At 61.6% G+C, this 20946-nt stretch carries 20 protein-coding genes; 8 read left to right on the top strand and 12 right to left on the bottom strand.

The genetic code is table 11. The features are described from left to right. Nucleotides 1-15 precede the first annotated feature (15 nt). Nucleotides 16-801: a fumarylacetoacetate hydrolase family protein gene (locus tag M0D64_RS03770; protein ID WP_266256671.1), complete on the top strand. Its 786-nt coding sequence runs from the start codon at nucleotides 16-18 to the stop codon at nucleotides 799-801. Then, entirely contained in the window at nucleotides 798-1445 is a 648-nt protein-coding gene (locus tag M0D64_RS03765) for an NAD(P)(+) transhydrogenase (Re/Si-specific) subunit beta (protein WP_266256670.1), read from the top strand. Before M0D64_RS03770 ends, M0D64_RS03765 begins: the two co-directional genes overlap by 4 nt. A gap of 59 nt (nucleotides 1446-1504) precedes the next feature. Here M0D64_RS03765 and M0D64_RS03760 read toward each other — a convergent pair whose 3' ends face one another. Together M0D64_RS03760 and M0D64_RS03755 are read right to left on the bottom strand one after the other, a co-directional pair. Beyond that, a complete protein-coding gene (locus M0D64_RS03760; protein ID WP_266238787.1) occupies nucleotides 1505-1810 on the bottom strand; it encodes a hypothetical protein in 306 nt (101 codons plus the stop codon). A 96-nt stretch (nucleotides 1811-1906) separates the two neighbouring features. Next, a complete protein-coding gene (locus M0D64_RS03755) occupies nucleotides 1907-2854 on the bottom strand; it encodes a LysR family transcriptional regulator (protein ID WP_154563573.1) in 948 nt (315 codons plus the stop codon). Between the two features lie 385 nt (nucleotides 2855-3239). On the opposite strand from M0D64_RS03755, the gene oxlT reads away from it, so the two are divergent. Genes oxlT through M0D64_RS03740 form a run of 3 tightly spaced genes read left to right on the top strand, consistent with a single transcriptional unit; the run spans nucleotide 3240 to nucleotide 7032 of the window. Continuing rightward, nucleotides 3240-4580: an oxalate/formate MFS antiporter gene (gene oxlT, locus M0D64_RS03750; protein WP_266256669.1), complete on the top strand. Its 1341-nt coding sequence runs from the start codon at nucleotides 3240-3242 to the stop codon at nucleotides 4578-4580. Between the two features lie 30 nt (nucleotides 4581-4610). Then, a complete protein-coding gene (locus M0D64_RS03745; RefSeq protein ID WP_266256668.1) occupies nucleotides 4611-5591 on the top strand; it encodes a LysR family transcriptional regulator in 981 nt (326 codons plus the stop codon). After that, entirely contained in the window at nucleotides 5581-7032 is a 1452-nt protein-coding gene (locus M0D64_RS03740; RefSeq protein ID WP_266256769.1) for an aldehyde dehydrogenase family protein, read from the top strand. Before M0D64_RS03745 ends, M0D64_RS03740 begins: the two co-directional genes overlap by 11 nt. Nucleotides 7033-7122: 90 nt before the next feature. Here the strand turns inward: M0D64_RS03740 and M0D64_RS03735 are convergent, their stop codons facing one another. The 4 genes from M0D64_RS03735 to M0D64_RS03720 form a co-directional block, all read right to left on the bottom strand. Further along, nucleotides 7123-8100 (bottom strand): 2-dehydropantoate 2-reductase, encoded by a 978-nt coding sequence (locus tag M0D64_RS03735; RefSeq protein WP_154563581.1) that lies wholly within the window; start codon nucleotides 8098-8100, stop codon nucleotides 7123-7125. A 266-nt stretch (nucleotides 8101-8366) separates the two neighbouring features. Continuing rightward, nucleotides 8367-8987, bottom strand: a complete 621-nt coding sequence (locus tag M0D64_RS03730) for a LysE family translocator (protein ID WP_266256667.1) — start codon at nucleotides 8985-8987, stop codon at nucleotides 8367-8369. 153 nt (nucleotides 8988-9140) lie between these two features. Next, a complete protein-coding gene (locus tag M0D64_RS03725) occupies nucleotides 9141-9704 on the bottom strand; it encodes a hypothetical protein (RefSeq protein WP_266238791.1) in 564 nt (187 codons plus the stop codon). 255 nt (nucleotides 9705-9959) lie between these two features. Further along, a complete protein-coding gene (locus M0D64_RS03720; RefSeq protein WP_266256666.1) occupies nucleotides 9960-10544 on the bottom strand; it encodes a YigZ family protein in 585 nt (194 codons plus the stop codon). A gap of 165 nt (nucleotides 10545-10709) precedes the next feature. On the opposite strand from M0D64_RS03720, the gene M0D64_RS03715 reads away from it, so the two are divergent. Next, nucleotides 10710-11336: a LysE family translocator gene (locus M0D64_RS03715; RefSeq protein ID WP_266256665.1), complete on the top strand. Its 627-nt coding sequence runs from the start codon at nucleotides 10710-10712 to the stop codon at nucleotides 11334-11336. Nucleotides 11337-11407: 71 nt separating this feature from the next. On the opposite strand, the gene M0D64_RS03710 is transcribed toward M0D64_RS03715, so the two are convergent. Together M0D64_RS03710 and M0D64_RS03705 are read right to left on the bottom strand one after the other, a co-directional pair. Continuing rightward, complete coding sequence (locus M0D64_RS03710) at nucleotides 11408-11776, bottom strand: hypothetical protein (protein ID WP_266256664.1); 369 nt, start codon at nucleotides 11774-11776, stop codon at nucleotides 11408-11410. A 342-nt stretch (nucleotides 11777-12118) separates the two neighbouring features. After that, nucleotides 12119-12799 carry a TetR/AcrR family transcriptional regulator gene (locus M0D64_RS03705; RefSeq protein WP_266256663.1) on the bottom strand — a complete coding sequence of 227 codons (681 nt, stop codon included), beginning with the start codon at nucleotides 12797-12799 and terminating at the stop codon, nucleotides 12119-12121. Nucleotides 12800-12864: 65 nt separating this feature from the next. Between M0D64_RS03705 and M0D64_RS03700 the strand changes: the two genes are divergently transcribed. Further along, nucleotides 12865-13503: a glutathione binding-like protein gene (locus M0D64_RS03700; protein WP_266256662.1), complete on the top strand. Its 639-nt coding sequence runs from the start codon at nucleotides 12865-12867 to the stop codon at nucleotides 13501-13503. 22 nt (nucleotides 13504-13525) lie between these two features. Here the strand turns inward: M0D64_RS03700 and M0D64_RS03695 are convergent, their stop codons facing one another. Beyond that, on the bottom strand, nucleotides 13526-13783 hold the full coding sequence (locus M0D64_RS03695; protein WP_093632986.1) for a DUF2866 domain-containing protein: 258 nt from the start codon (nucleotides 13781-13783) through the stop codon (nucleotides 13526-13528). A 310-nt stretch (nucleotides 13784-14093) separates the two neighbouring features. Between M0D64_RS03695 and M0D64_RS03690 the strand changes: the two genes are divergently transcribed. Beyond that, nucleotides 14094-15209 carry a diguanylate cyclase gene (locus M0D64_RS03690; protein WP_266256661.1) on the top strand — a complete coding sequence of 372 codons (1116 nt, stop codon included), beginning with the start codon at nucleotides 14094-14096 and terminating at the stop codon, nucleotides 15207-15209. A gap of 47 nt (nucleotides 15210-15256) precedes the next feature. On the opposite strand, the gene M0D64_RS03685 is transcribed toward M0D64_RS03690, so the two are convergent. The 3 genes from M0D64_RS03685 to M0D64_RS03675 all read right to left on the bottom strand — a co-directional run bounded on the left by M0D64_RS03685 (nucleotide 15257) and on the right by M0D64_RS03675 (nucleotide 19730). Continuing rightward, entirely contained in the window at nucleotides 15257-17005 is a 1749-nt protein-coding gene (locus tag M0D64_RS03685) for a penicillin-binding protein 2 (RefSeq protein ID WP_266256660.1), read from the bottom strand. 120 nt (nucleotides 17006-17125) lie between these two features. Continuing rightward, complete coding sequence (locus M0D64_RS03680; RefSeq protein WP_266256659.1) at nucleotides 17126-17749, bottom strand: trimeric intracellular cation channel family protein; 624 nt, start codon at nucleotides 17747-17749, stop codon at nucleotides 17126-17128. A 436-nt stretch (nucleotides 17750-18185) separates the two neighbouring features. Beyond that, nucleotides 18186-19730 (bottom strand): methyl-accepting chemotaxis protein, encoded by a 1545-nt coding sequence (locus M0D64_RS03675; protein ID WP_266256658.1) that lies wholly within the window; start codon nucleotides 19728-19730, stop codon nucleotides 18186-18188. Nucleotides 19731-20946: the final 1216 nt, after the last annotated feature.

Below are 20946 nucleotides of genomic sequence, written 5' to 3'. Positions count from 1 at the left end.
CTCAAGGAGCGATGTATGGATACGTGGATGCGTTTCGTGTCGAGCGACGGTGGTGTCGTGTTCGGCAGGGTGGAAGGCGGTTATCTGCACGAGTACGAAAGTCTCGATCAACCGGTGCCGACCGGCGCAGTGTTGTCGACACGTGCGCTCACGCCGCTCGCGCCTTGTGCGCCCGGCAAGATCGTCGCGTTGTGGAATAACTTTCACGCGCTTGCGGCGAAGCTCGACAAGCCTGTGCCGGCGCATCCGCTATTTCTGTTGAAGCCGGCGGGGTCGGTGATCGGTTCGGGTGAACCGATCCGTCGGCCGCTCAGTTACGCGGGCAAGATCGTCTACGAAGGTGAACTCGGTATCGTGATTGGCCGGCGCTGCCGCGACGCGAGTATCGAAGAGGCTGCGGAATCGATCTTCGGCTACACGCTGGTCAACGACGTGACCGCCGCCGATCTGCTGAATGAGAGCCCGCACTTCCCGCAATGGTGCCGCGCGAAGGGCTTCGATACATTCTGCTGTATCGGACCCTCGATCGTCTCCGGTTTCGACTGGCATGCGGCACGTCTCGTCACGATGCTCGACGGAGTGGAGCGGCAGAACTATCCGCTTGCGGATATGGTGTTTTCGCCTGCCGAGCAGGTGAGTCTGATTTCACAGGACTTGACGCTCGAACCGGGTGATGTGATTGCGTGCGGCACGTCGGTCGGCGTTGGCTCGATCAAGGACGGCGCGACCGTGACGATCTCAATCGAAGGGATCGGCACATTGAGCAATACCTTGACCGCTGTGTGTGAGATAGCGCTATGACGCGACGGCCGCGGCTCGTTGCGTTGCTTGGCAGTGGCATGGGGCTCGCCGTCATGGTGGGCGGGTTTGCGTGCTACCTGTCGGCAGCGGCTCAGGCGAATGTCGAGCGTATCGAGCTCTGCGCCGCGGTCTTCATCGGTGCGCTGGTCTTCGCCACCTCCGCCATCGCATTCTGCAAACTGCGTGGCGTGCTGGACCTGAGTAAAGTCGCGCGTCCGGGGCATGGCATCGTCAACGTCTCGGCGCTTCTACTGTGTGGCTGGCTGGGCTACGGCTTCGTCACTGAGCAGGCGCAGCCGTTCGGGCTTGCCGCGCTACTTGCGATGAGCGTGCTGGCCGTTGCGCTAGGCACGCATCTGATGACCAGCCGCGAGTACTCGACGAACGATCGCGATTCACACTGTCATGCGCTTGCCGGACGTTGCGATGGATTTGCGCTGGAGCGGCGCGGGTTGTTGGCGCGCATCGAATGGCATGGCGGCGAAGAGCAGGCGTGGGCGCTGCGCGAGATAACGCCCGGCATGGTGCGCGCGGCAGCATACCGGCACCGTCGCGGCTGGCATGACACTGGGACGGTGAGCGTACAAAAACGCGGATCTGTCCGCCAACGCGCCACTCACCGCTCAATGTGCCGTCAAAGATGAATACACCGATGCGTCGGGCGGCGAGCAGAGCGAACGGCGGAATCGTCCCGCCGAAGCCCTTATTCGCCGGTCGCCGCGAATTCGCTGTAGTACCAGGCTTTCTTGCTCAGGATCATCTGGGCAAGAAACTCGGCGTCGTACGCGCTGTGAAGATGCGCGTGAAATCGCTCGATGTAGGCGGTGATGCGCGCCGCTTCGCTGTTGAATTCCTTCAGCACATCGAGTGTGGCCTGGTCCCAGCGGAACCGCAGGCCAAGGTCGCTGAAGGCCGCGTTGAACGCGCTCAGATGGGCGTCGTCCGGATTGTTCGCGGTGGCGCGTGCAGTACGTGTGCTGGCGTGAGACTCAACCGCAGCGTGGTTCATGATCGGCCTCCTGGGCTGACAAGTAAGGAAACTCACTTGCAGCATAGGGATACTGACCAATCCGCAATAGTTAAAGTTTCATTGGCTTTCCATAGCCTACTGTTTATAGACGCTCAATTCCTTCACGCGCGTGATCTTCTCGATGAGACCCGCGCCTTCCTCCATCAGGAAGCGTTTGAAGGCGACTGCAACCGGTGGCAGGCGCTTGTTCTTCCGATGTACGACGTACCAGTTGAGCATGACAGGAAAGCTCTCGACGTCGAGCACGACCAGATGGCCGAGCTGCAACTCGAGACTGATCGTATGCGCGGACAGGAACGCGATGCCCATGCCGGCGATCACGGCCTGTTTGATCGTCTCGGTGCTCTTGATCTCCATCGCGATCTTGAGATTGGAGAGACGGCCGGCGAAGCCTTCTTCCATCGAATTCCAGGTGTCCGAGCCGCGTTCGCGCACGATGAAGGCCTCGCTCGCCAACTGACTCATCTTGATGTTGCGTTTGTGCGCGAGCGGATGCGTGGGCGCCGCCACGATCACATAAGGGTGCGGCGCGAACGGTTCGTTGGTCGCGTCGGTTTCGTGCGGCGGCCGCACCATCACCGCGAGATCGGTCTGGTTGGTCGCGAGTTGATGCAACAGTTCTGCGCGATTGTGCACGGCGAGATTGAGCACGACGCCCGCGTAACGCTGCGTGAATTCGGCCAGCAGGCGCGGGAAAAAGTAGTCGCCGGCGCTGATCACCGCGACGTTCAGCTTGCCGCCGGAGACGCCCTTGAGCTGACTCATCGCCTCGTCGACTTCGTGGAACTGCTGAATGATCGCGCGGCTGTAGTGAAGCATCTCGGTGCCGGCCGGCGTCAGATAGATTTTTTTGCCGAGCTGCTCGAACAGCGGCAGCCCTGCGTGTTCCTCGAGTTGCCGGACCTGGGTGGAGACGGCGGGCTGCGTCAGATGCAATTCTTCCGCGGCACGCGAGAAGCTGAGGTGGCGCGCTACCGTTTCAAAGACCTTCAATTGCCGCAGAGTGGCATTGCGCATCGTCATGGCCGATGTATAAGCAAATATGAATCGACATAATAACAAACTTTAATTATTAGTTATTCAGCAATGACCCTAGCATGGGGCTGCATAAGAAGCAGAATTGGCGGTGCAGCACTCGGCGCAGTACTCGGGTTAACGCTTGGATTCGAGGCGTAGCAAGGAAGACGGCGAAACGTCGATGCAGTGCCGATACTTAATTGATCGGAATAAAGAAATCGTCTGAAAAACGATGATTCAGGCAGGAACAGGCCTTAAAGAATTCGAATTAAAGACGCAAATATTAAATATTCCCGAATGGCAAGGCTGTTCGGGTCATAAGCATAAGGTGAGACGCATACAGTGCGGCGTGACGGCCGGCCGCACTCAATAAATAGCGGAGACAAGGCTCATGGACGATATCACTCGACAGACCACGACTCGCGCATTCTGGGCGAACCGCTGGTGGCAGCTCGTCATCGGCATGATGTGCATGGCATTGGTGGCCAATCTGCAATACGCATGGACGTTGTTCGTCACGCCGATGAATTCGCGGCATCACTGGGGCGAAGCATCCATTCAGCTCGCGTTCGCTATTTTCATCCTCACAGAAACGTGGCTCGTGCCGGTGGAGGGCTGGCTGGTCGACAAGTTCGGACCGCGCCCCGTGGTTGCCGGCGGTGCGGTATGCGCCGGCCTCGCGTGGGTCATCAATTCGTATGCGACGACCTTGCCGATGCTGTATGTGTCGGCGGTCATTGCCGGGATCGGCGCAGGCGGCGTGTACGGTACCTGTGTCGGCAACGCGTTGAAGTGGTTTCCGGATCGCCGGGGTCTTGCGGCCGGTTTGACTGCTGCAGGTTTTGGCGCGGGCGCGGCCGTCACGGTCATTCCGATCGCCAACATGATCACGCGCTCGGGCTACGAGCACACCTTCTTTTTCTTCGGCATTCTGCAGGGCGTCAGCATACTTTTGCTCGCGCTGCTGTTGAAGAAGCCAAACTTGCGCCAGCAAGCCGCACCGAAGAAGAAGTTCGCGGTCACCAAGGTCGATTACACGCCGGGGCAGATGATCAAGACACCGGTGTTCTGGGTGATCTACGTGTCGTTTGTCGCGGTGGCGGCGGGCGGCCTGATGGCGACCGCGCAAATCGGTCCGATCGCCAAAGACTGGGGGCTCGCACGCATTCCTATGACGATCTTCGGCATGACCCTGCCACTGCTCACGGCCACGCTTTCCATCGACAATATCTGCAACGGCTTCACCCGTCCGCTGTGCGGTTTCATCTCCGACAAACTCGGCCGTGAGAACACGATGTTCGTGATCTTCATCGGCGAGGGCCTCGCATTGCTCGGCCTCATGCAGTACGGCACCAACCCGTATGCGTTCATGACGTTCGCCGCGTTGATCTTCCTGTTCTGGGGCGAAATTTTCTCGATCTTCCCGGCGATTTGCGCCGATACCTTCGGCAGCAAGTATGCGGCGGCCAATGCGGGCACGTTGTACACCGCGAAGGGCACGGCCTCGCTGCTCGTGCCGATTGCTTCGGTACTGTCGGCCACAGGCGGCTGGAGTCTCGTGTTTATCGTTTCCGCCGCCGTCACGATCGCCGCTGGCATCTCGGCGAAGTTCATTCTTGCGCCAATGCGTTCGCGCTGGATCGAGGCGCACAACGAGCCCCAGGGTGTGCTGGCCGTCGCCGGCAGCAAGGCCTCGCGGCTTAGCCACTGGCCTGAGCAATCGGGGGAATAGGGTGACCCATCCACACCCGGCAGTAACGTTATGAATGTTTCGCTGCAGCAACTCAAGGTGTTTGTCGCCGTCGCGCGGGAACGGAGCTTTACGCGCGCGGCGCGCGAGTTCGATCTGACGCAGTCGGCGGTGAGCCGTTGCGTGCGCGAACTGGAAGACGCCGTTGAATTGAAGCTGTTCGACCGCACCACGCGGCAGGTAGAACTGACTCATGCGGGCGCGAGTCTCGAGCGCAGAATCGGCCGCCTGCTCGACGAAATCGAATTGACGCTGCGCGAGGAGCGTGCCGCTTACGACGGACACACTGGCGTGGTCGTGCTGGCGAGCAATCCCGTGTTGTCGTCGAGTTGGGTGGCGCAGGGGCTGGCGCGTTGCGCGTCAGCGTTTCCCGAGCTGAACGTGTCCGTCAAGGATCAATCGCAAAGCAGCGTGCTCGCGAGCGTCGAGCAGGGGGAAGTGGACTTCGGCGTGGTCTCCGTGGCGGAACCCCTGGCCAGCGATCAGTTGCACGCGCAAGTGGTGTTCACGACGCCGCTGCATGTGGTGATGCCATCCGCGCATCCGCTCGCGCGGCAAGCCAGCGTCGCATGGCATGCATTACACGAGTGGGCGCTCGTCACGTTGAATGCCGACGCGGGTGTGCGCGCCGCGCTCGATCTTGCCTTCAATTCGCACGGCCTGAAGCGACGGCCCGTGCAGGAACTCGGCCATGTTGCGGCAGTGTCGCGCATGGTCGAATTGGGCCTTGGCGTCGGCGTTTTACCCGTCGATGGACATTGGCCCACGCCCGGCGCGTCACTGGTGAGCAGGCCGCTCGCTCCCGAGATAAATCTGACGACGCTGCTCGTGCATCGCCGCAATCGCTCCCTCAGACCCAACGCTGCAGCGGCCTGGGCGCAGTTTGCCGCGCTCGCCGGTGTGGCTTCGCCTGCCTCCGGCGCGGCGCCGGCCGATCCGCTGCCGGTCAGCTCACGCAACATCCCAAGCAAGGAGCTTCATGATGGAAACTGAAACCGACCTCAGGCGCCATGATTTGCTGATCGACGGCAAGCGTTTGCCGCCTGGCACCGGCGAATATTCCATCGACATCAACCCGGCGACCGAAGAGCCGATTGCGCTGGTTGCACAAGGCAGTGCAGCCGATGTCGATACCGCGGTGCACGCGGCGCGCGCCGCGTTGAAAGTGTGGAACGCGATACGGGCAGCCGAGCGTGGCCGCATACTGATGCGTCTTGCCGGCCTGATGCGCGCGAATCTGGACGAACTCGCGGCGCTCGAAAGTCTCGACGCCGGCAAACCCATCTCGGCGGTGATGCGCCAGGATATTCCGGCAGCGATCGATACGCTCGAATACTACGCAGGCTGGTGCGACAAGATCAATGGGCAGGTGGTGCCGGTACGTCCCGATGCCTTGACGTACACGCTGCGCGAACCGGTCGGCGTGGTCGCCGCGATCGTGCCGTGGAATTTCCCGCTGATGATCGGCATGTGGAAAATCGCGCCCGCGCTGGCATGCGGTTGCACGCTGATCGTCAAGCCTGCGGAGATTACGCCGCTGACCGCGTTGCGCCTCGGCGAACTCGCGCTCGAGGCGGGTGTGCCGCCGGGAGTACTGAACATCGTCACCGGCAAGGGGCGGGTGGTCGGCGATGCGCTGGTGGCGCATCCCGGCATCGACAAGGTGACCTTCACGGGCTCGCCTTCCGTGGGGCGCGGCATTCTGCAGGGCGCGGCCAGCAACTTTAAGCGCGTCACGCTTGAACTCGGCGGCAAGTCGGCGAACCTGATCTTCCCGGATGCGAATCTCGACAATGCGGTGCGAGCCGCGGCGTCGGGGATTTTCTTCAACACCGGCCAGGTATGTTCGGCAGGCTCGCGCATTCTGGCTCACCGTGACGTCTACGACGAAGTGGTCGAGCGTCTCGCGGCACGTGCGAAGGCGATCAAGGTCGGCGATCCGGCGGCGCGTGAAACGTCGATGGGGCCGCTTATCTCCGCGGCGCAGATGAAAACCGTGCTCGGCTATGTCGAGACAGGGCGCGCCGAGGGGGCATCGCTCGTGACCGGCGGCGTGCGGGTGGGCGAGCGCGGCTTCTTCGTCGAGCCGACGGTGTTCGCCAATGTCGAGCATGAAATGCGCATTTCGCAGGAGGAGATCTTCGGCCCGGTGGCCAGCGTGATTCGCTTCAATGACGAAGCCGATGCGATCCGTATCGCCAACGGCACGTTGTATAGCCTTGCAGCCGGCGTATGGAGCGCGGATATCGGTCGCGTGCATCGGGTCGCGCGTGACCTGAAGGCGGGCACCGTGTGGATCAACACCTACGGCTATACCGATGTGCGCTTGCCTTGGGGCGGTTCCGGCGATTCGGGCTTTGGCCGCGAGCACGGCGACGTGGCGATTGAAAACTTCACCGAGCCCAAGGCAGTGTGGCTCGCGATCGATCAATAGCGATGTAAAAAAAGGATCGAACGCGTGGCGTTCGATCCTTTTCTGAAGCTTGTGAGAGAGGTTAGCTGCAGCGTGCGTTGGCGCTCAATCTCAATCGCCCTGCAATGCCATCCGTTCGCGCAGCTTGATGAGGGCAAGCACGACGTCGATAGTCGGCGTGGGCTCGGCAACGAGACGGCCCATTTCCTGCACCACCGTCAGCAGCGGATCGATCTCCATCGGACGGCGATTCTCCAGATCGACCAGCGTCGAGGTCTTATGCGCGCCGACCGCACCCGCACCGTCGATGCGCTTTTCCACATCCACGCGAAAATGCACGCCGAACTGATCCGCAATGCGCTTGGCTTCCAGCATCATCGTGCGTGATACCGCACGCGTGCCGGGGTCGCTAGTGAGAATGTCGAGCGTGGCGTGGGTCAATGCGCTGATGGGGTTGAAGCAAAGATTTCCCCACAGCTTGAGCCAGATTTCGTCACGGATATTGTCGCGAATCGGTGCGTCGAATCCTGCTGCCTGCATGATCTCGTGCAACTGCTGAATGCGCGGCGTGCGTTCACCGCTCGGCTCGCCGATCGGGAATTTCTTGCCGTACACGTGCTTGATGACGCCCGGCTCGACGATCTCTGCAGCGGGATACAGCACGCAGCCGATCGCGCGTTCTGGTCCGAGTTTGGTCCATTGGCTGCCGTCCGGGTCGATGCTGGCGAGGCGCGTGCCGGCGAATTTTCCGCCGTGCTGATAAAAGTACCAGTAGGGAATGCCGTTGACGCCGGTAACGATGGCCGTGTGCTTGCCGAGGAGCGGCTGCATCGCGTCGACTACGCCGGGCAGCGAGTGCGCCTTCAGCGTGATGATCACGAAGTCTTGCACGCCGAGTTCGCGCGGGTCGGACGTGCAGCGTACCGGCGTGCTGATCGTCTCGCCGTCCATGATCAGGCGCGCGCCGTGTTCGCGCATTGCAGCAAGATGCGCGCCGCGCGCGACGAAACTCACATCCGCGCCGGCACGCGCCAGTTGCACGCCCATCAAACCGCCAATCGCTCCTGCTCCGAAGATACAGATCTTCATGATGCCGCCCCTATGACTATGAGAAGTCGCTTGTCCGATGCCGCGCATGGTTCTGCCGAGGCGGCGGGTCATTCTTCGAGCATAAGGGTGCAGGACGATTACTGACAGTTAAAGTTTCTGCGATCGTGCATTAGCTATTGTTTATGGTTGCAGGAACAGGCCGACTGCCACTCGGGTTTCAACGGAGCTAGAAGGCGTCGTACAGCCGAGGTGTTGCTGGACAGATAATTCGGAAAGCTGAATATCAAGCTTTGAGTTCAAGCGCTTTATGTCCGCCGAACCAGCAGAAAGCTCACGCCGATAGCCGCCAGAAACGTCCCGCAGCAGCGATTGAACCACCGGCGAACCTTGGCGCGAACGAGCCACTTGCCAAGGTGCATGCCGGCCCACGAATACAGCGCGATCGCCACCCATTCGAGGACCAGAAAGCTCGCGCCGAGTACCGCGAACTGCGGCAGCATCGGTTTGGCGATATCGACGAACTGCGGCAAAAAGGCGGTGAAAACCAGAATTGCCTTCGGATTGCCCGCGGCCACGAGACACTCCTGCCGCGCAATCCGCCAGAGCGACGCGTCGTCCTGCTGGATCGCATCGATAGCGGGCGCGTCGCTGCGCCACAACTGAATGGCAAGCCAGATCAGATACGCGGCGCCGGCCAGTTTAATCGCGAGAAAGAACCACTCGGATGCGTGCAGCACGACGGCGAGGCCAGTCGCAGCCAACACCAGCATCAACGCGAACGCGACCAGCCGGCCGGTGCCGCCGACGAAAGCCGTCATGAAGCCGTGACGCGCAGCAACGTTGATCGATAGAAGATTGTTCGGGCCGGGCGCGAGGTTGATCGCGAAGCAGGCGGGCAGGAAGAACAGCCAGGTGGTGATAGACATGACGGCTCGCACGGGGAAGGGGGCAGGGTTGCCGAATCGGGCACGCGAGGCGGCAGGCGCCAGCGGCGCTTCGATTCTGCGCGATTTTCGCGTTTTCCTCGATATTTCCCGATTGTAGCGAATCGGCGGATGGCGCCGATTCAGTCCGTCCACTCAATTCACCGAATTCACGAAGCCTGGGTCGCTGATCAACGCTTCGACACTCAGCTTGACCGTGTCTTCGATAGCGATGGTATTGCTCGTGAATTTAGGCGATTTCTGCCGGACCGTCTTGGTGGTTGAGAACACAACCTTCTGGGTCGCGGCGTCGGTCACGATGTAGCGCATTTTCAGCGTCCAGAACGCCGGCGACCGCGCGTCGTCCACCGTGAACTTCTCGATGCTGCCGCTCAGCACCTTCTTGTCTTCGGTGAGATGAAAGCCCGCGACCTGCAAGCTGCTGGCAATGCTGTTGCGCACGGCCTCGTTGATATCGCTCTTTAGCACGATGCCGGTCATCGCCGTGTTTTCGATCCGGTTCGGCGAAACCTGGCCGTTGCGAGCCGGCATGTAGGCGAAATCGCTGGCGGGCGCGACGCTGAGCCAGCCGGTTGGATGGGCGGCTGCGCGCGGTGCGCAATTCAGGCCGAACCACGACCAGGAGCAGGCGGACAGCATCAACGGCAGTGCGACGACGCCGCAACCCTTGAGCACAGCGGATCTCAGGGCCGGACGCATGGGACCGAGCGACGGCCGCAGAGACTGACTCTGTTGCGGCGACTCGGGCGCTGTGCTGGAAAAAGCGGCGGTCGAGGTCAGAGGAATTGCCTTTTAAGTGGAGTCATTCCGGTACAGAGCAGCATGGTAACAGCGAGCCGATCCCGTGCATCTTCTTAGTTGGGTCCTTAGTTGGGTCCTTAGTTGGGTCATTACCTGGATCAGGGTCCGGAATTCTCTAACGATTGAAGCAGCCCCGCTCGGAGGGCAACGTGATCAAAAAAACCCGGCTTTCCCCTGGGTCATATCCACCAGAGCTAGCCGGGCATCATCTACCGCATTGACGGGCAGGCGGACAGTCATCTTCACCAGCATCCCGTAAGCACTGTCCACAAGTCCATAACCCTCAGCCTCGATCCATCTGCGCACCTTCGCTTCATCGGCATAGCCCACTTCGACGATCAGCGTTACCTGCGCAATCCTCTCCACCCGCGGCGCGTCCAATAGAACCGAGGCAATCGCGTCGGTATACGCTCGCACCAACCCGCCGGCGCCCAGCTTCACGCCGCCGTAATACCGCACGACGGCCGCCAGCACGCCGTCCAGATCATGATGCCGCAGCACTTCGAGAATCGGCCGGCCCGCGGTGCCGGACGGCTCGCCGTCGTCGGACATGCCTGACTGGCCACCTGCCAGCAGCGCCCAGCAGACATGCGTCGCGCCGGGATGCTCATCGCGCAGACGCCGCAACTCGGCCATCGCGGCGTCGCGGTCGGCGACCGGTATCGCGTGCGCGATGAAACGGCTCTTGCGAATCTCGAGTTCCGCGGAGAGCGGCGCGGGCAAGGTGTAGGTGGGCAAGGCAAGGACTTCAGTGGATGAAAAAATGCGCGCCGCATGTGGAGCGTATGCGGCCCTGTGCCCGCAATGGTAACGGATCGTCGGCGGGGAATCGTCGAACGATCTACAATCGTCGGCTGAACGCGCGCCTGTCCGCTGAACCGGGCGCGCCACCCAGGAGACGACATGCTTGATCTTTCTACGCTAGGAACCTTCGTTGCCGTTGTACTAGGGCTCTTTCTGATTCCCGGTCCGGCCGTGCTGCTGGTTTTGACCCGCACGGTGCATGGTGGGCGCAAGGCCGGCATACTCACCGGTCTCGGCATCGCCGTTGGCGATTTCATCCACACGCTAGCTGCATCGATTGGCCTGTCGGCCTTGCTGATGACGTCGGCACTCGCCTTCAATGCCGTGAAATTCGTCGGCGCCGCCTATCTCGTCTATCTTGGCATTCGCGCCTTGCGCGAAAAGCAGGCGAGCGCGCATGTGCCGGCAGTCGCGCCGGTGTCCGCTTCCAAGGCCTTCTTTCAGGCGATCCCTGCCGAAGTGTTGAATCCCAAGACCGCGCTGTTTTTCCTCGCGTTTTTGCCGCAGTTCGTTCGCCCCGAGCATGGTTCTTCGTTCCTGCAGTTCACGACGCTCGGACTGATCTTCGTCGGCATGAGCGCGCTTTATACAACGCTGATCGTGCTGACGATTCGTCCGTTGGGCAAACTCGTCAAGCGCCTGACATGGCTTAGCCGGTGGCAAAACAAGATTATCGGCGTGTTGTTCATTTCGCTCGGCCTGCGCGTCGCCACGCAAACGCGCTGACCCTGCGGCATTGACCCGGGCCGCGCACCGTTTTTCGTTCGAGTGCGCGGAAACACGCTGCGACACTCGAACTAGATATTCCGGCGCTGCCGCCTCAGGCGGCCTTCGCGCGCGTATTCCATCTGGCTCTCGGTGCGCACGGCGAGCTTTTCCTGTTCGGCGCGGCTCATCTGCCGCGTATCGTCGATATCACCCACACGCAGCACTTCCTGCGCGATCCGTATGCGTAACGTCATTAATGGTTCGCCGCGTTCGACCAGCGTGCGGTCGGCGGCGCGCGCCTGCTGGACGCCGCTGTCGATCAGGTTGCGCAACTCCAGCAGCGTGAGCCGCTGCCGTTGAATCTCAAGGATGAGGCGCTGGATGGCCTGCTCGTCGCGCGTGCGCCACCAGGCGCGCAGTTCGGCGAGCGTGGGAGGTTCGAAGGGAGGGAGGCGCATTGTTCAGACGAAAAGTACTGTATATATGTACAGTATATCCTGTCTTTTTACGGAACCGCGTAGCGCGCGTTGACCTGCTCGCAGCCCCTACAGCAGGGGGCGTTACAACGCTCGCTCAGGTGAGCGCGAGCATGATGGAGCTGGAGATCACGATGATGAAAAGACAGGCAGCGGTCAGTACGTCGTACGGATAATTCATGTCGAAACCATGACGTGTCGGGCGAATCAACGCATCATAGGCATAAACATTCCCCGTGACTGTCAAGCATTGCAAAGGCGCGGCGACCCTCGGCCGCCTGTGATCTGAACGGAAATCGAATAACGCGAGCGAACTCCTTCCGCCTAGCGTCCACGTCCCTTCGCTGCAGTTTTGCCCGTTGCCGGCACAGGTAACGCTCCCGCGTTGCCACATATCAACGCCACCCCCGCAACCGCCGTCGCCCGCAGCGACGCGCGCGAATCGCCTGCGCGGGCGCGTAACGCGAGGCTGTGCAAAATCGCCGATGCGATCTTTGCGAGAAGAGGCGGTTGCGCATCGGCGGCCAGTTCGCCTGCGGCCTGCGCCAGCTTGAAGCGTTTCTCGAAGGCCTTGTCGTAGGTGCGCAGTCCCTCGGCTAGCGCTGCGCGGACTTCGGCGTCATCCACCGCTTCGACCGCGGCCGTGCCGATCATGAAGCAGCCGAGCGGATCGCCGTCGGCGGGCAGGTACCACGCGAGCGCGCCGTCATAAACGCGCAGCAGGGCCTGCGGCAATGGCAGGTCTTCGCCGAGTGCATGAACCATCGCGAGCCGGCCGGCCTCGATATAACGTTCGAGCGTGGTCAGATACAACGCATGTTTGTCGCCGAATGCACCGTACAGACTCGGGCGGTTCATACCGGTCGCGGTGCTCAGTTGATCCAGCGAGGTGCCCGCATAGCCGCTGCGCCAGAACACGTCTCTTGCGTCGGCGAGCGCCTGGTCGGAATCATAGGCACGCGGACGGCCGCGCGGGCGAACTTCTTTTTTTGTACTGGTCTGCATAAAAATATGGCGGAAGTGATTTATATGCAATATAGTACAAAAACACCAACGACAGGGGATTCCCCATGGATCTGTACTTCTCGCCGCTCGCTTGTTCACTGGCCACCCGAATCGCGTTGTACGAGGCGGGGGCGCAGGCTGGGTTCATTCAGGTCGACACGAAGTCGAAACAGTTGTCGGACGGCTCGGACTTCTATCCGATCAGTCCGCTCGGACAGGTGCCGGTGCTGCGTACGGACGAAGGCTGGCTATTGACCGAAAACACGGCGATCCTGCCGTATGTGGCCGATCATTTTCCGGCCGCACGGCTCGCGCCTGCTGCGGGCACGGCACAGCGCGCGCGCTTGCAGCAATGGCTGGGTTTTATCAGTACGGAGTTGCACAAGGCGGTGTTCGTGCCGCTGCTGGATGCGCGCGCGCCCGAAGACGTGAAGCGCTATGCGCGCGACAAGGCCGCGTTGCGGCTAGGCGTTCTGCAGGATCATCTGGCGCAAAGCGAGTATCTGCTCGACGCGTTCAGCGTGGGCGACGCGTATCTGGTCACCGTGCTGAACTGGGCGTCGCATGGCGGCATCGATCTGTCGCAATGGCCGGCGGTGGCGGCTTACTACAAGCGGTTGATGCAGCGGCCGAGTGTCGCAAAAGCCGCAGGGGAAGAATTCGCCCTGTTTGAGGAAGAAATGGCGAAGCGCGCGAAAAACTGAGGGCAGGTTGCCGGCAACGGGATTAATCGTCGCCGTGCTGGCAGAAGCGGCGCCCCGGAATGTGCGACACAACCGCCTGGGCGATTTCGAGTGGGGTGCTTTCCGCGGGCACCACGCGGCGGCTCGATTCGGGGGTGTGCTTCATGGTCCATTCGACGAGTCTGTACGAGCGTCCCCAAGGGGGCTGCAAGGGATCCGAGACCTTGCACGAGTGGATCTGGCGCACCCATTCGTTGCCGGGCATCGCGCGCAAATGCTCGAATACCGTGTCTTCCACCATCGTTTGACTCCTTCTTCGCAGGCATGCTGTCCATCTATCGGCGCGTCGGCGACATCCCTTGAGAAAAAAAGCGCCGCCGATGTTCTGGCGGCTCAACAGGGGATGTTGGATGCCATAGTTACAGGTAAGAATTAAGCCAAACTTAAGATCACGCTCAAAATTCCCGCGCTTGATTCCTCTGCCTGATCGCCCCGTTAAAGCGCTGATTTGCGTACCTGGCGATCCAACCCTCAAGACCTCGCGGAATTGGCCGTTATTACAGCGGTTGGGGCCGCCGACCCCGCTTCGCCTCCGGGCCCGCATCAATAACGTGACGAATCTCGCTCAAACGCCGCTTTCAGACCGACTGCGCTCGCTCGTCGATACCGTGCAGCACAACGAGCGCACGCTGCGCCGCTTCCAGAACGTCGAGTTGAGGTTGATCGGCGCGCAGGATTTCGCGTCGTTTCTCGACACGCTGTTCAGCCATCTGCCGAAGGAGTTCTCGTTGGCGAGCGTGACATTGTGGCTCGACGACCGCGCGCCGATGCTGCTCGAACTGCTCGATCCGGGCGCTCTGGATGCGCTCGACCAGACCAATCTGAGAACGTCACGCGAAGGAGGGCTTGCGGCCCAAGGTTTGTGCGACGAGGGACGACCATGGCTGGGCAAGCTTGGCCAACTGGATGAAACGGTGCGCCGCGCATTCTTCGGCGACGCCGACACGCCGGCGAGCGCGATCTTGCTGCCGCTTGCCGCGGGCGACACTGTCAGCGGCTATCTATGCCTGTGCAGCGACGACCCGGCGCGTTTCGCTGAAGGCATGGCTACGGATATTCTGGAGCGCTTTGCGAGCATCGTCACGGCGAGTCTCGACAATGTCGCGCATCGCGAGCGGCTCAAGCAACTCGGTATGACCGATTCGCTGACCGGCCTCGCCAATCGCCGCTACTTCGATGAACGGCTGCGCGAGGAAATCATGCGTGCGGTCCGGTATGGCGTGCCGGTCGCGTGTCTTTTCATCGATATCGACAGCTTCAAGCGGATCAACGACACCTACGGCCATCAGACCGGCGACCGCGCGCTGGCGGCAGTGGCGGCGTGCGTGCGGCAGCAGGTGCGCTTGGGCGACACCGTGGCGCGCTACGGCGGCGAAGAGTTCACCGCGCTGCTGCAAGGCGATCGGGCCGATGCGCTGACGGTCGCCGAGCGCGTGCGGCTGGCTGTCGAAAGGCTGGATTTGCAGGACGACCATGGCGAGCGCATCGCGTTGACCGTGTCGATCGGCGTGGCGGCGCGCACGATTACGGGTGCGCCTGCCGACGCGCCCGCGCTCGGCCACGCGATGATGGAAGAAGCCGATCGGGCGATGTACCAGGCCAAACGCAATGGCCGTAACCGCATCGAGGCCTTGGCGAAAACGGGCAGCGATAACGCGCCACGCTAACCGTCGCTGCTGGAACGGCGCGGCGCGATTCACGGCGTAGCGGATCCTCACGCGTCCGGCGGCACCCCCAGCAATTGCAGCGCTCCACCCGTTACCGCGCCGAACACCGGCCCGGCCACCGTCCCACCATAAAACGCCTTGCCGGCCGGGTCGTCGATCATCACGGCGACGATCAGCCGCGGGTCGCTCATCGGCGCCATGCCGACAAACAGCGCGCGGTAACGGTTTTTCGCGTAAGTCGCGCCGACCTGCTTACGCGCCGTGCCGGTTTTGCCGCCGATCCGGTAGCCTTCCACCGCCGCAGCGCGCCCTGTGCCGCCAGCGCCGGTGGCCATTTCAAGCATCGAACGGATCGCGCGCGCGGTGGCGGGCGTTGTGACTGCATGGCCCTTATCCATGGCCTGCGTCGCGCTACTCGCGCTCGCGGTCCCGTCCGCGTTTTTGTCTGTCCGCAACAGACTCACGTGATGCATGGTGCCGTCGCCGGCATAGGCGGTATAGACCTGCGCGATCTGCAGTAGCGAAGTGGACAGGCCGTAGCCATACGCCATGGTCGCCTGTTCGATCGGACGCCAGCGTTTGTACGGACGCACCTTGCCCGACGCGACGCCCGGAAAGGTCAGCTCGGGCCTCAACCCAAGCCCGTACTCCTGATACTTGTTCCAGATCTTTTCAGCGGGTAGATTCAGGGCGAGCTTGGCGAGCGCGATATTGCTCGACTTCTGCACGGCTTCGGCGACGGTCATCGCGCCGTGATTCGACGTGTCGTGAATCACTGCCGGGCCGATCTTGTACCACCCCGGTGCGGTATCGATGATGCTTTGCGGCCGCACCTTGCCCTCGTCGATCGACAGCGCGACGACGACCGGCTTGATCGTCGAGCCCGGCTCGAAGGTGTCGACGACCGCGCGATTGCGCAGTTGCCGCCCGGTGAGCCGCGCGCGGTCGTTCGGATCGAAGCTCGGATAGTTGGCGAGCGCGAGAATCTCGCCGTTGCGCGCATCGAGCACGACCACGCTGCCGGCCTCGGCGTGATGTTTGGCGATGGCGTCCTTGAGTTGCGCGTAGGCGAGTTGCTGGATGCGCCGGTCGATCGTCAGGTGGATGGTGTCGCCGTTCTGCGCGGGCACGAGCGGCCGGGTCTCGGACACCACCCGGCCCAGGCGGTCGCGAATCACTTCGCGTTGGCCCGGCACGCCGAGCAGTTGCTCGTTGGCGGCGAGCTCGACGCCTTCCTGGCCGTTGTCCTCGATATCCGTGAAGCCGACCACGTGCGCCGCCGATTCGCCTTCGGGATAAAAGCGCTTTGAATCCGCGATCTGCGTGATGCCGGCGAGACCCAGTTTGTTGAGATGATCGGCGGTGTCGGCATCCACCTGGCGCTTGAGCAGCACGAAGGTTTTGTCGCCGTTCAGACGCCGGCGCAGTTCCGCCAGCGGCAGGTCGAGCAGCTTCGAAAGCGGCGCGAACGAGGCTTCGTCGAGCAGCTTGGGCGAGGCCCAGATCTCGTAGGTCGCGAGGCTGACGGCGAGCATCGAGCCGTTACGGTCGACGATTCGCCCACGCGTTGCGTCGAGTTCGAGCGTGCGCTGATAGCGCTTTTGCCCCTGATCGACGTAGAAGTCCTGATTGACCACCTGCACCCAGAACGCGCGCGCCGCCAGCGACGCGAACGCGCCGAACACCAGCAGGACGACAAGTTTCGAACGCCACATGGGCAGGCGCGCGGCCAGCAACTGGTTCTTCGCGACGGGCGCGTACGGATCGTGCGACTGCGATTTCTTCTTTTGGATCATGGGTGCGGATAACGAACAGCAGTGCGAAGGCGAGAAACCGGCGACGCCGGTGGCCCGTTGCGCGTGACTGTCGAGCGTGCTCCTCGAGCGAAAGCCACACGCGCGTGGCGTGCAGCGGGATTAGCCTGCGCCGCCGGAATCGGCGGCGGTGAATACCTTGAATTGCCAACGAAACCGCACGGCCAGCATGCGCACTGCGAAACCGACTGCCAGCACCACGATGGAAGCCTGCGCCGGCGCCACGTCGCAGGCTTGTAGTGCGACGTACAGCGCGCCTGCGCCGAGTGCGATGCTGGCGTACAACTCCTCACGCAACACGAGCGGCATCTGGTTGCACAGCAGGTCGCGCAGCATGCCGCCGCACACGCCGGTAATCGCGCCGGCCAGCACGACGATCGCCGGGCTCACGTCCAGCGTCGCGGCGACGTCGCAACCGATAACCGTGAACGCGATCAGGCCGATCGCGTCGACCGTGACGAACAGCCGTTGCCAGTTGCGCAGCCATTTGGCACTGGCCGCGGCAACCGACGCTGCCCCGATTGTAATCAGAACGTAATCTGGATGCGAGATCCATGTAAGGGGATAGTGGCCGAGCAGCACGTCGCGCACCGTGCCGCCGCCGAGCGCGGTGACGGTGCCGACGAGGCACAGGCCGAAGCGGTCCATGCCGCGGCGCATGCCCATCAATGCGCCGGACATGGCTTCGGCGACGATCGCAACGAGGTAGAGGAGGTGGAGCAACATGACGGCGAGCCTTGGTGGGACGGCGCTCGCGAGAGGGGAGGCCCACATGGGAGCTTGCCGCGAGGCGCGCGTTGAAAAAGCGGCCATTATCGGAAGCGGCGGGTCATGATGAAAATGCCTTAAGCCGAATTCGGCGATGCCAAATTCGGCTTAACCTGGTTGCGGGATCGGGCGGGGTAAGCGTTCGTTGAACGGGGCGCCGTCGCAGACACGGGCATAGCCGTAGCCGCGAGACGAAGCCGGCGCATGCACAGGCGCAAACGCAGGCGGCCACAAAAAAGCCGCGTGGACTTGAAAATCCGCGCGGCTGGCTCGTTCGATTAATGCGTCGACTCCGACGCGGCGTGTTAAAGAGGCGCTCTCTGCCTGTTGAGCGCCTTCTTTTTGTGCGCCTCTTTTCTGCTCGTGTCCCGCTGCCTGAAAAGAGCCGGCGGCCTCAGGCCGGCAAAGCGAAGCTCGAGATTGCCTCGCGCAACACACCCACCTGATCCTTCAGCGAATGGGCCGCGGCGGCGGCTTCTTCGACCAGCGCGGCATTTTGCTGCGTAACCTGATCCATTTCGCCGACTGCGCGATTGACCTGTTCGATGCCCGCGCTCTGTTCGCGCGACGCGTTGCTGATTTCCTCGAGGATTTCGTTCACGCGGCGCACCGACTGCACGATCTCGCCCATGGTCGAACCGGCGTTAGCGACCAGCGACGCACCCGCTTCGACGGTATGGGTGGACGTTTCGATCAACGCCTTGATTTCCTTCGCGGCCGTGGCCGAGCGCTGCGCGAGGCTGCGCACTTCCGCGGCGACCACAGCGAAACCGCGACCCTGTTCGCCCGCGCGAGCCGCTTCAACCGCGGCGTTAAGCGCGAGGATGTTGGTCTGGAACGCGATGCCGTCGATCACGCCGATGATGTCGCCGATCTGCCGCGAGCTGCTGGTGATTTCGCCCATCGTGCGGACCACGTCGTCGACGACGCGGCTGCCGCGCGTGGCCACATCCGCCGCCTGACCGGCGAGTTGTGCCGCTTGCAGGGCGCTGTCCGCGTTCTGCTTCACGTTGACCGTCATCTGATCCATGCTCGACGCCGTTTCGACGAGCGCCGCAGCCTGTTCCTCGGTGCGTTGCGACAGATCCGTGTTGCCGGCGGCGATTTCGGTTGCGCCGATATTGATGTTGTCGGTACCGAGACGCACGCGCGAAACTGTATCGACGAGACCGGCCTGCATGGTGTGGAGCGCGTGCAACAGACTGCCGCCGGTGTCGTTCGCTTGCAGCGGCACGCGCGTGGAGAGGTTGCCGCTCGCCATCAGTTGAGCCGCTTCGACCGCGACTTCGAGGTCGCCGCCGAGCGTGCGGCGGATGCTTCGCAACACCAGCAGCATGACGGTTGTGGCGATCGCGCCGAGCGTCAGGGTGATGACGAGCCAGCGCAGCAGGTTGGTGTAGAACGCGCGCTGCACGTCGTCCATGTACATGCCGGTGACGAGATACCAGTCCCACGGCTCGAAGTGGCGCGAGAAGCTGGTTTTCGCCACGGGTTTGTCGCTGCCGGGTTTGGCCCAGAGATAGTCGACATAGCCACCGCCCTCGTGATTGCCTGCGGTGACGATATCCGTGAACAGATGATTACCGGCCGGATCGGTGAATTGCGCCATGTTCTTGCCGACCAGTTCCGGCTTGATCGGGTGCATCAGCATGACCGATTGCGAGTTGTTGACGGAGATATAGCCGTCCTTGCCGTAGCGCATGGCGGCGATCGTTTCGAGCGCCTGCTTTTTGGCTTCGTCTTCGGTGATCGTGTGCTGCTGGGCGAAGGTGTAGTAGCGGTTGACGATGTGATTGGCCTGGTCGATCAGCGCGACGAGTTGATCGCGGCGATCCGAGATCATCGAGGCGCGGTTTTGCCATGCGCCGAAGCCGCCGATCAGGATCAGGCCGGTCCAGAGGACCGCGATCATTGAGGCTAGTTTTTTGTTCAGAGTCATAGCAATGGGCTTTTTGCTTTCGCTTTTGCTTTCGCTTTCGCGAGGTGGTCGGTCAGGGTGGGCACTTCGCTTTTCGCTCTTTGCTTTTTCGCTTGCAGCGAGTGGCTTGTTGCTGACTGTGTTTACGGCTTGTTTTGCTTTGCTCCGCAGGGGAGGGGAAACCCGTTGTTTTTTGTCTGACTATATGGGGGTTTTGGGTTTTTTTGCCTGCGCGGCGCTTTTGTCAGTGTTCTTGGGGCGTTGGCCTTTCCTTGATTTGCTAGTGGTCTATTAGCGTTGCCCCTGTGCGGGGCGGCACCTACTTCTCTTTGCCGGCTGCAAAGAGAAGTAGGCAAGAGAAAGCAGCTCAAACCGCTACTGCTAAGTGGGCACCGTGGTTTGCTGCGGGTAGTGGTGCATCTGGAATCTGTGTTCGTGCCCCTGCATAGGCTTGTGACAAGGGCGTCATACTTCCGGCGGCGCTGCGCGCGCCGACGAGTACTTCTTAAAACCACCCGCTACGTTTTGGTGCCTCGTCTCGCCACCGGGCCGTGGCCCATCATTGCTCCACCTCCGCCTCCGCGATTGTGATTGGAACTGCAACTGTGATTGTCACTACGGCATCGCGAAACTTGATTCGAGGCGGGTTTCGCCTATGAGTGCTGTGGCGCTTCGCCGAGGCGAAGCCGACGGCCCCCACCGCGCCTAACCGAAGCCCCCGGTTTCCCATGCATACCCGTCCGCGACGCACGTAGTGCGGAGTGGGAGCTGATGACACCTTTGTCACTAACGCGGAATGTGCGAGAACACGGATTCCAGATGCACCACTACCCGCAGCAGACCACGGTGCCCACTTAGCATGAGCGGTTTAAGCCGCTTTCTTTTGCCTACTTTTCTTTGCGGCATGCAAAGAAAAGTAGGTGCCGCCCCGCACAGGGGCAACGCTAATAAACCACTACCAATTCAAGGAAAGGCCAACGCCATAAGAACACGGACAAAAGCGCTGCCCCGCGCAGGGGCAAACGCTAATAGCCAAATAACTTAATTAATAAAGGATCAGAATAAGCAAAGACAATATAAAAAATCAAAATAAAAATCAAATAAGAAAAACAAAAAAACCACCCCAAACCCCAAGCCCCGCAGGGCCAAATCACATTCCTCCACATAACGCCAAAAAAATCCAAACCCAATCACCACTGCATGAAATACAAAAAACAACACATTTCCCCACTTAACA

This window comes from Paraburkholderia sp. WS6, assembly GCF_030464835.1.
GTDB lineage: Bacteria > Pseudomonadota > Gammaproteobacteria > Burkholderiales > Burkholderiaceae > Paraburkholderia > Paraburkholderia madseniana.
This window is presented reverse-complemented; position numbering and strand designations above follow the sequence as displayed.

What these genes read in the sequence shown, in the direction of transcription:
- oxlT (WP_266256669.1), top strand. Translation starts at nt 3,240, where the DNA reads ATGGACGATATCACTCGACAGACCACGACTCGCGCATTCTGGGCGAAC.
- M0D64_RS03680 (WP_266256659.1), bottom strand. Translation starts at nt 17,749, where the DNA reads ATGTTGCTCCACCTCCTCTACCTCGTTGCGATCGTCGCCGAAGCCATG.
- M0D64_RS03710 (WP_266256664.1), bottom strand. Translation starts at nt 11,776, where the DNA reads ATGCGCCTCCCTCCCTTCGAACCTCCCACGCTCGCCGAACTGCGCGCC.
- M0D64_RS03755 (WP_154563573.1), bottom strand. Translation starts at nt 2,854, where the DNA reads ATGACGATGCGCAATGCCACTCTGCGGCAATTGAAGGTCTTTGAAACG.
- M0D64_RS03745 (WP_266256668.1), top strand. Translation starts at nt 4,611, where the DNA reads ATGAATGTTTCGCTGCAGCAACTCAAGGTGTTTGTCGCCGTCGCGCGG.
- M0D64_RS03700 (WP_266256662.1), top strand. Translation starts at nt 12,865, where the DNA reads ATGGATCTGTACTTCTCGCCGCTCGCTTGTTCACTGGCCACCCGAATC.
- M0D64_RS03735 (WP_154563581.1), bottom strand. Translation starts at nt 8,100, where the DNA reads ATGAAGATCTGTATCTTCGGAGCAGGAGCGATTGGCGGTTTGATGGGC.
- M0D64_RS03730 (WP_266256667.1), bottom strand. Translation starts at nt 8,987, where the DNA reads ATGTCTATCACCACCTGGCTGTTCTTCCTGCCCGCCTGCTTCGCGATC.
- M0D64_RS03760 (WP_266238787.1), bottom strand. Translation starts at nt 1,810, where the DNA reads ATGAACCACGCTGCGGTTGAGTCTCACGCCAGCACACGTACTGCACGC.
- M0D64_RS03675 (WP_266256658.1), bottom strand. Translation starts at nt 19,730, where the DNA reads ATGACTCTGAACAAAAAACTAGCCTCAATGATCGCGGTCCTCTGGACC.
- M0D64_RS03695 (WP_093632986.1), bottom strand. Translation starts at nt 13,783, where the DNA reads ATGGTGGAAGACACGGTATTCGAGCATTTGCGCGCGATGCCCGGCAAC.
- M0D64_RS03725 (WP_266238791.1), bottom strand. Translation starts at nt 9,704, where the DNA reads ATGCGTCCGGCCCTGAGATCCGCTGTGCTCAAGGGTTGCGGCGTCGTC.
- M0D64_RS03715 (WP_266256665.1), top strand. Translation starts at nt 10,710, where the DNA reads ATGCTTGATCTTTCTACGCTAGGAACCTTCGTTGCCGTTGTACTAGGG.
- M0D64_RS03740 (WP_266256769.1), top strand. Translation starts at nt 5,581, where the DNA reads ATGGAAACTGAAACCGACCTCAGGCGCCATGATTTGCTGATCGACGGC.
- M0D64_RS03770 (WP_266256671.1), top strand. Translation starts at nt 16, where the DNA reads ATGGATACGTGGATGCGTTTCGTGTCGAGCGACGGTGGTGTCGTGTTC.
- M0D64_RS03765 (WP_266256670.1), top strand. Translation starts at nt 798, where the DNA reads ATGACGCGACGGCCGCGGCTCGTTGCGTTGCTTGGCAGTGGCATGGGG.
- M0D64_RS03685 (WP_266256660.1), bottom strand. Translation starts at nt 17,005, where the DNA reads ATGATCCAAAAGAAGAAATCGCAGTCGCACGATCCGTACGCGCCCGTC.
- M0D64_RS03705 (WP_266256663.1), bottom strand. Translation starts at nt 12,799, where the DNA reads ATGCAGACCAGTACAAAAAAAGAAGTTCGCCCGCGCGGCCGTCCGCGT.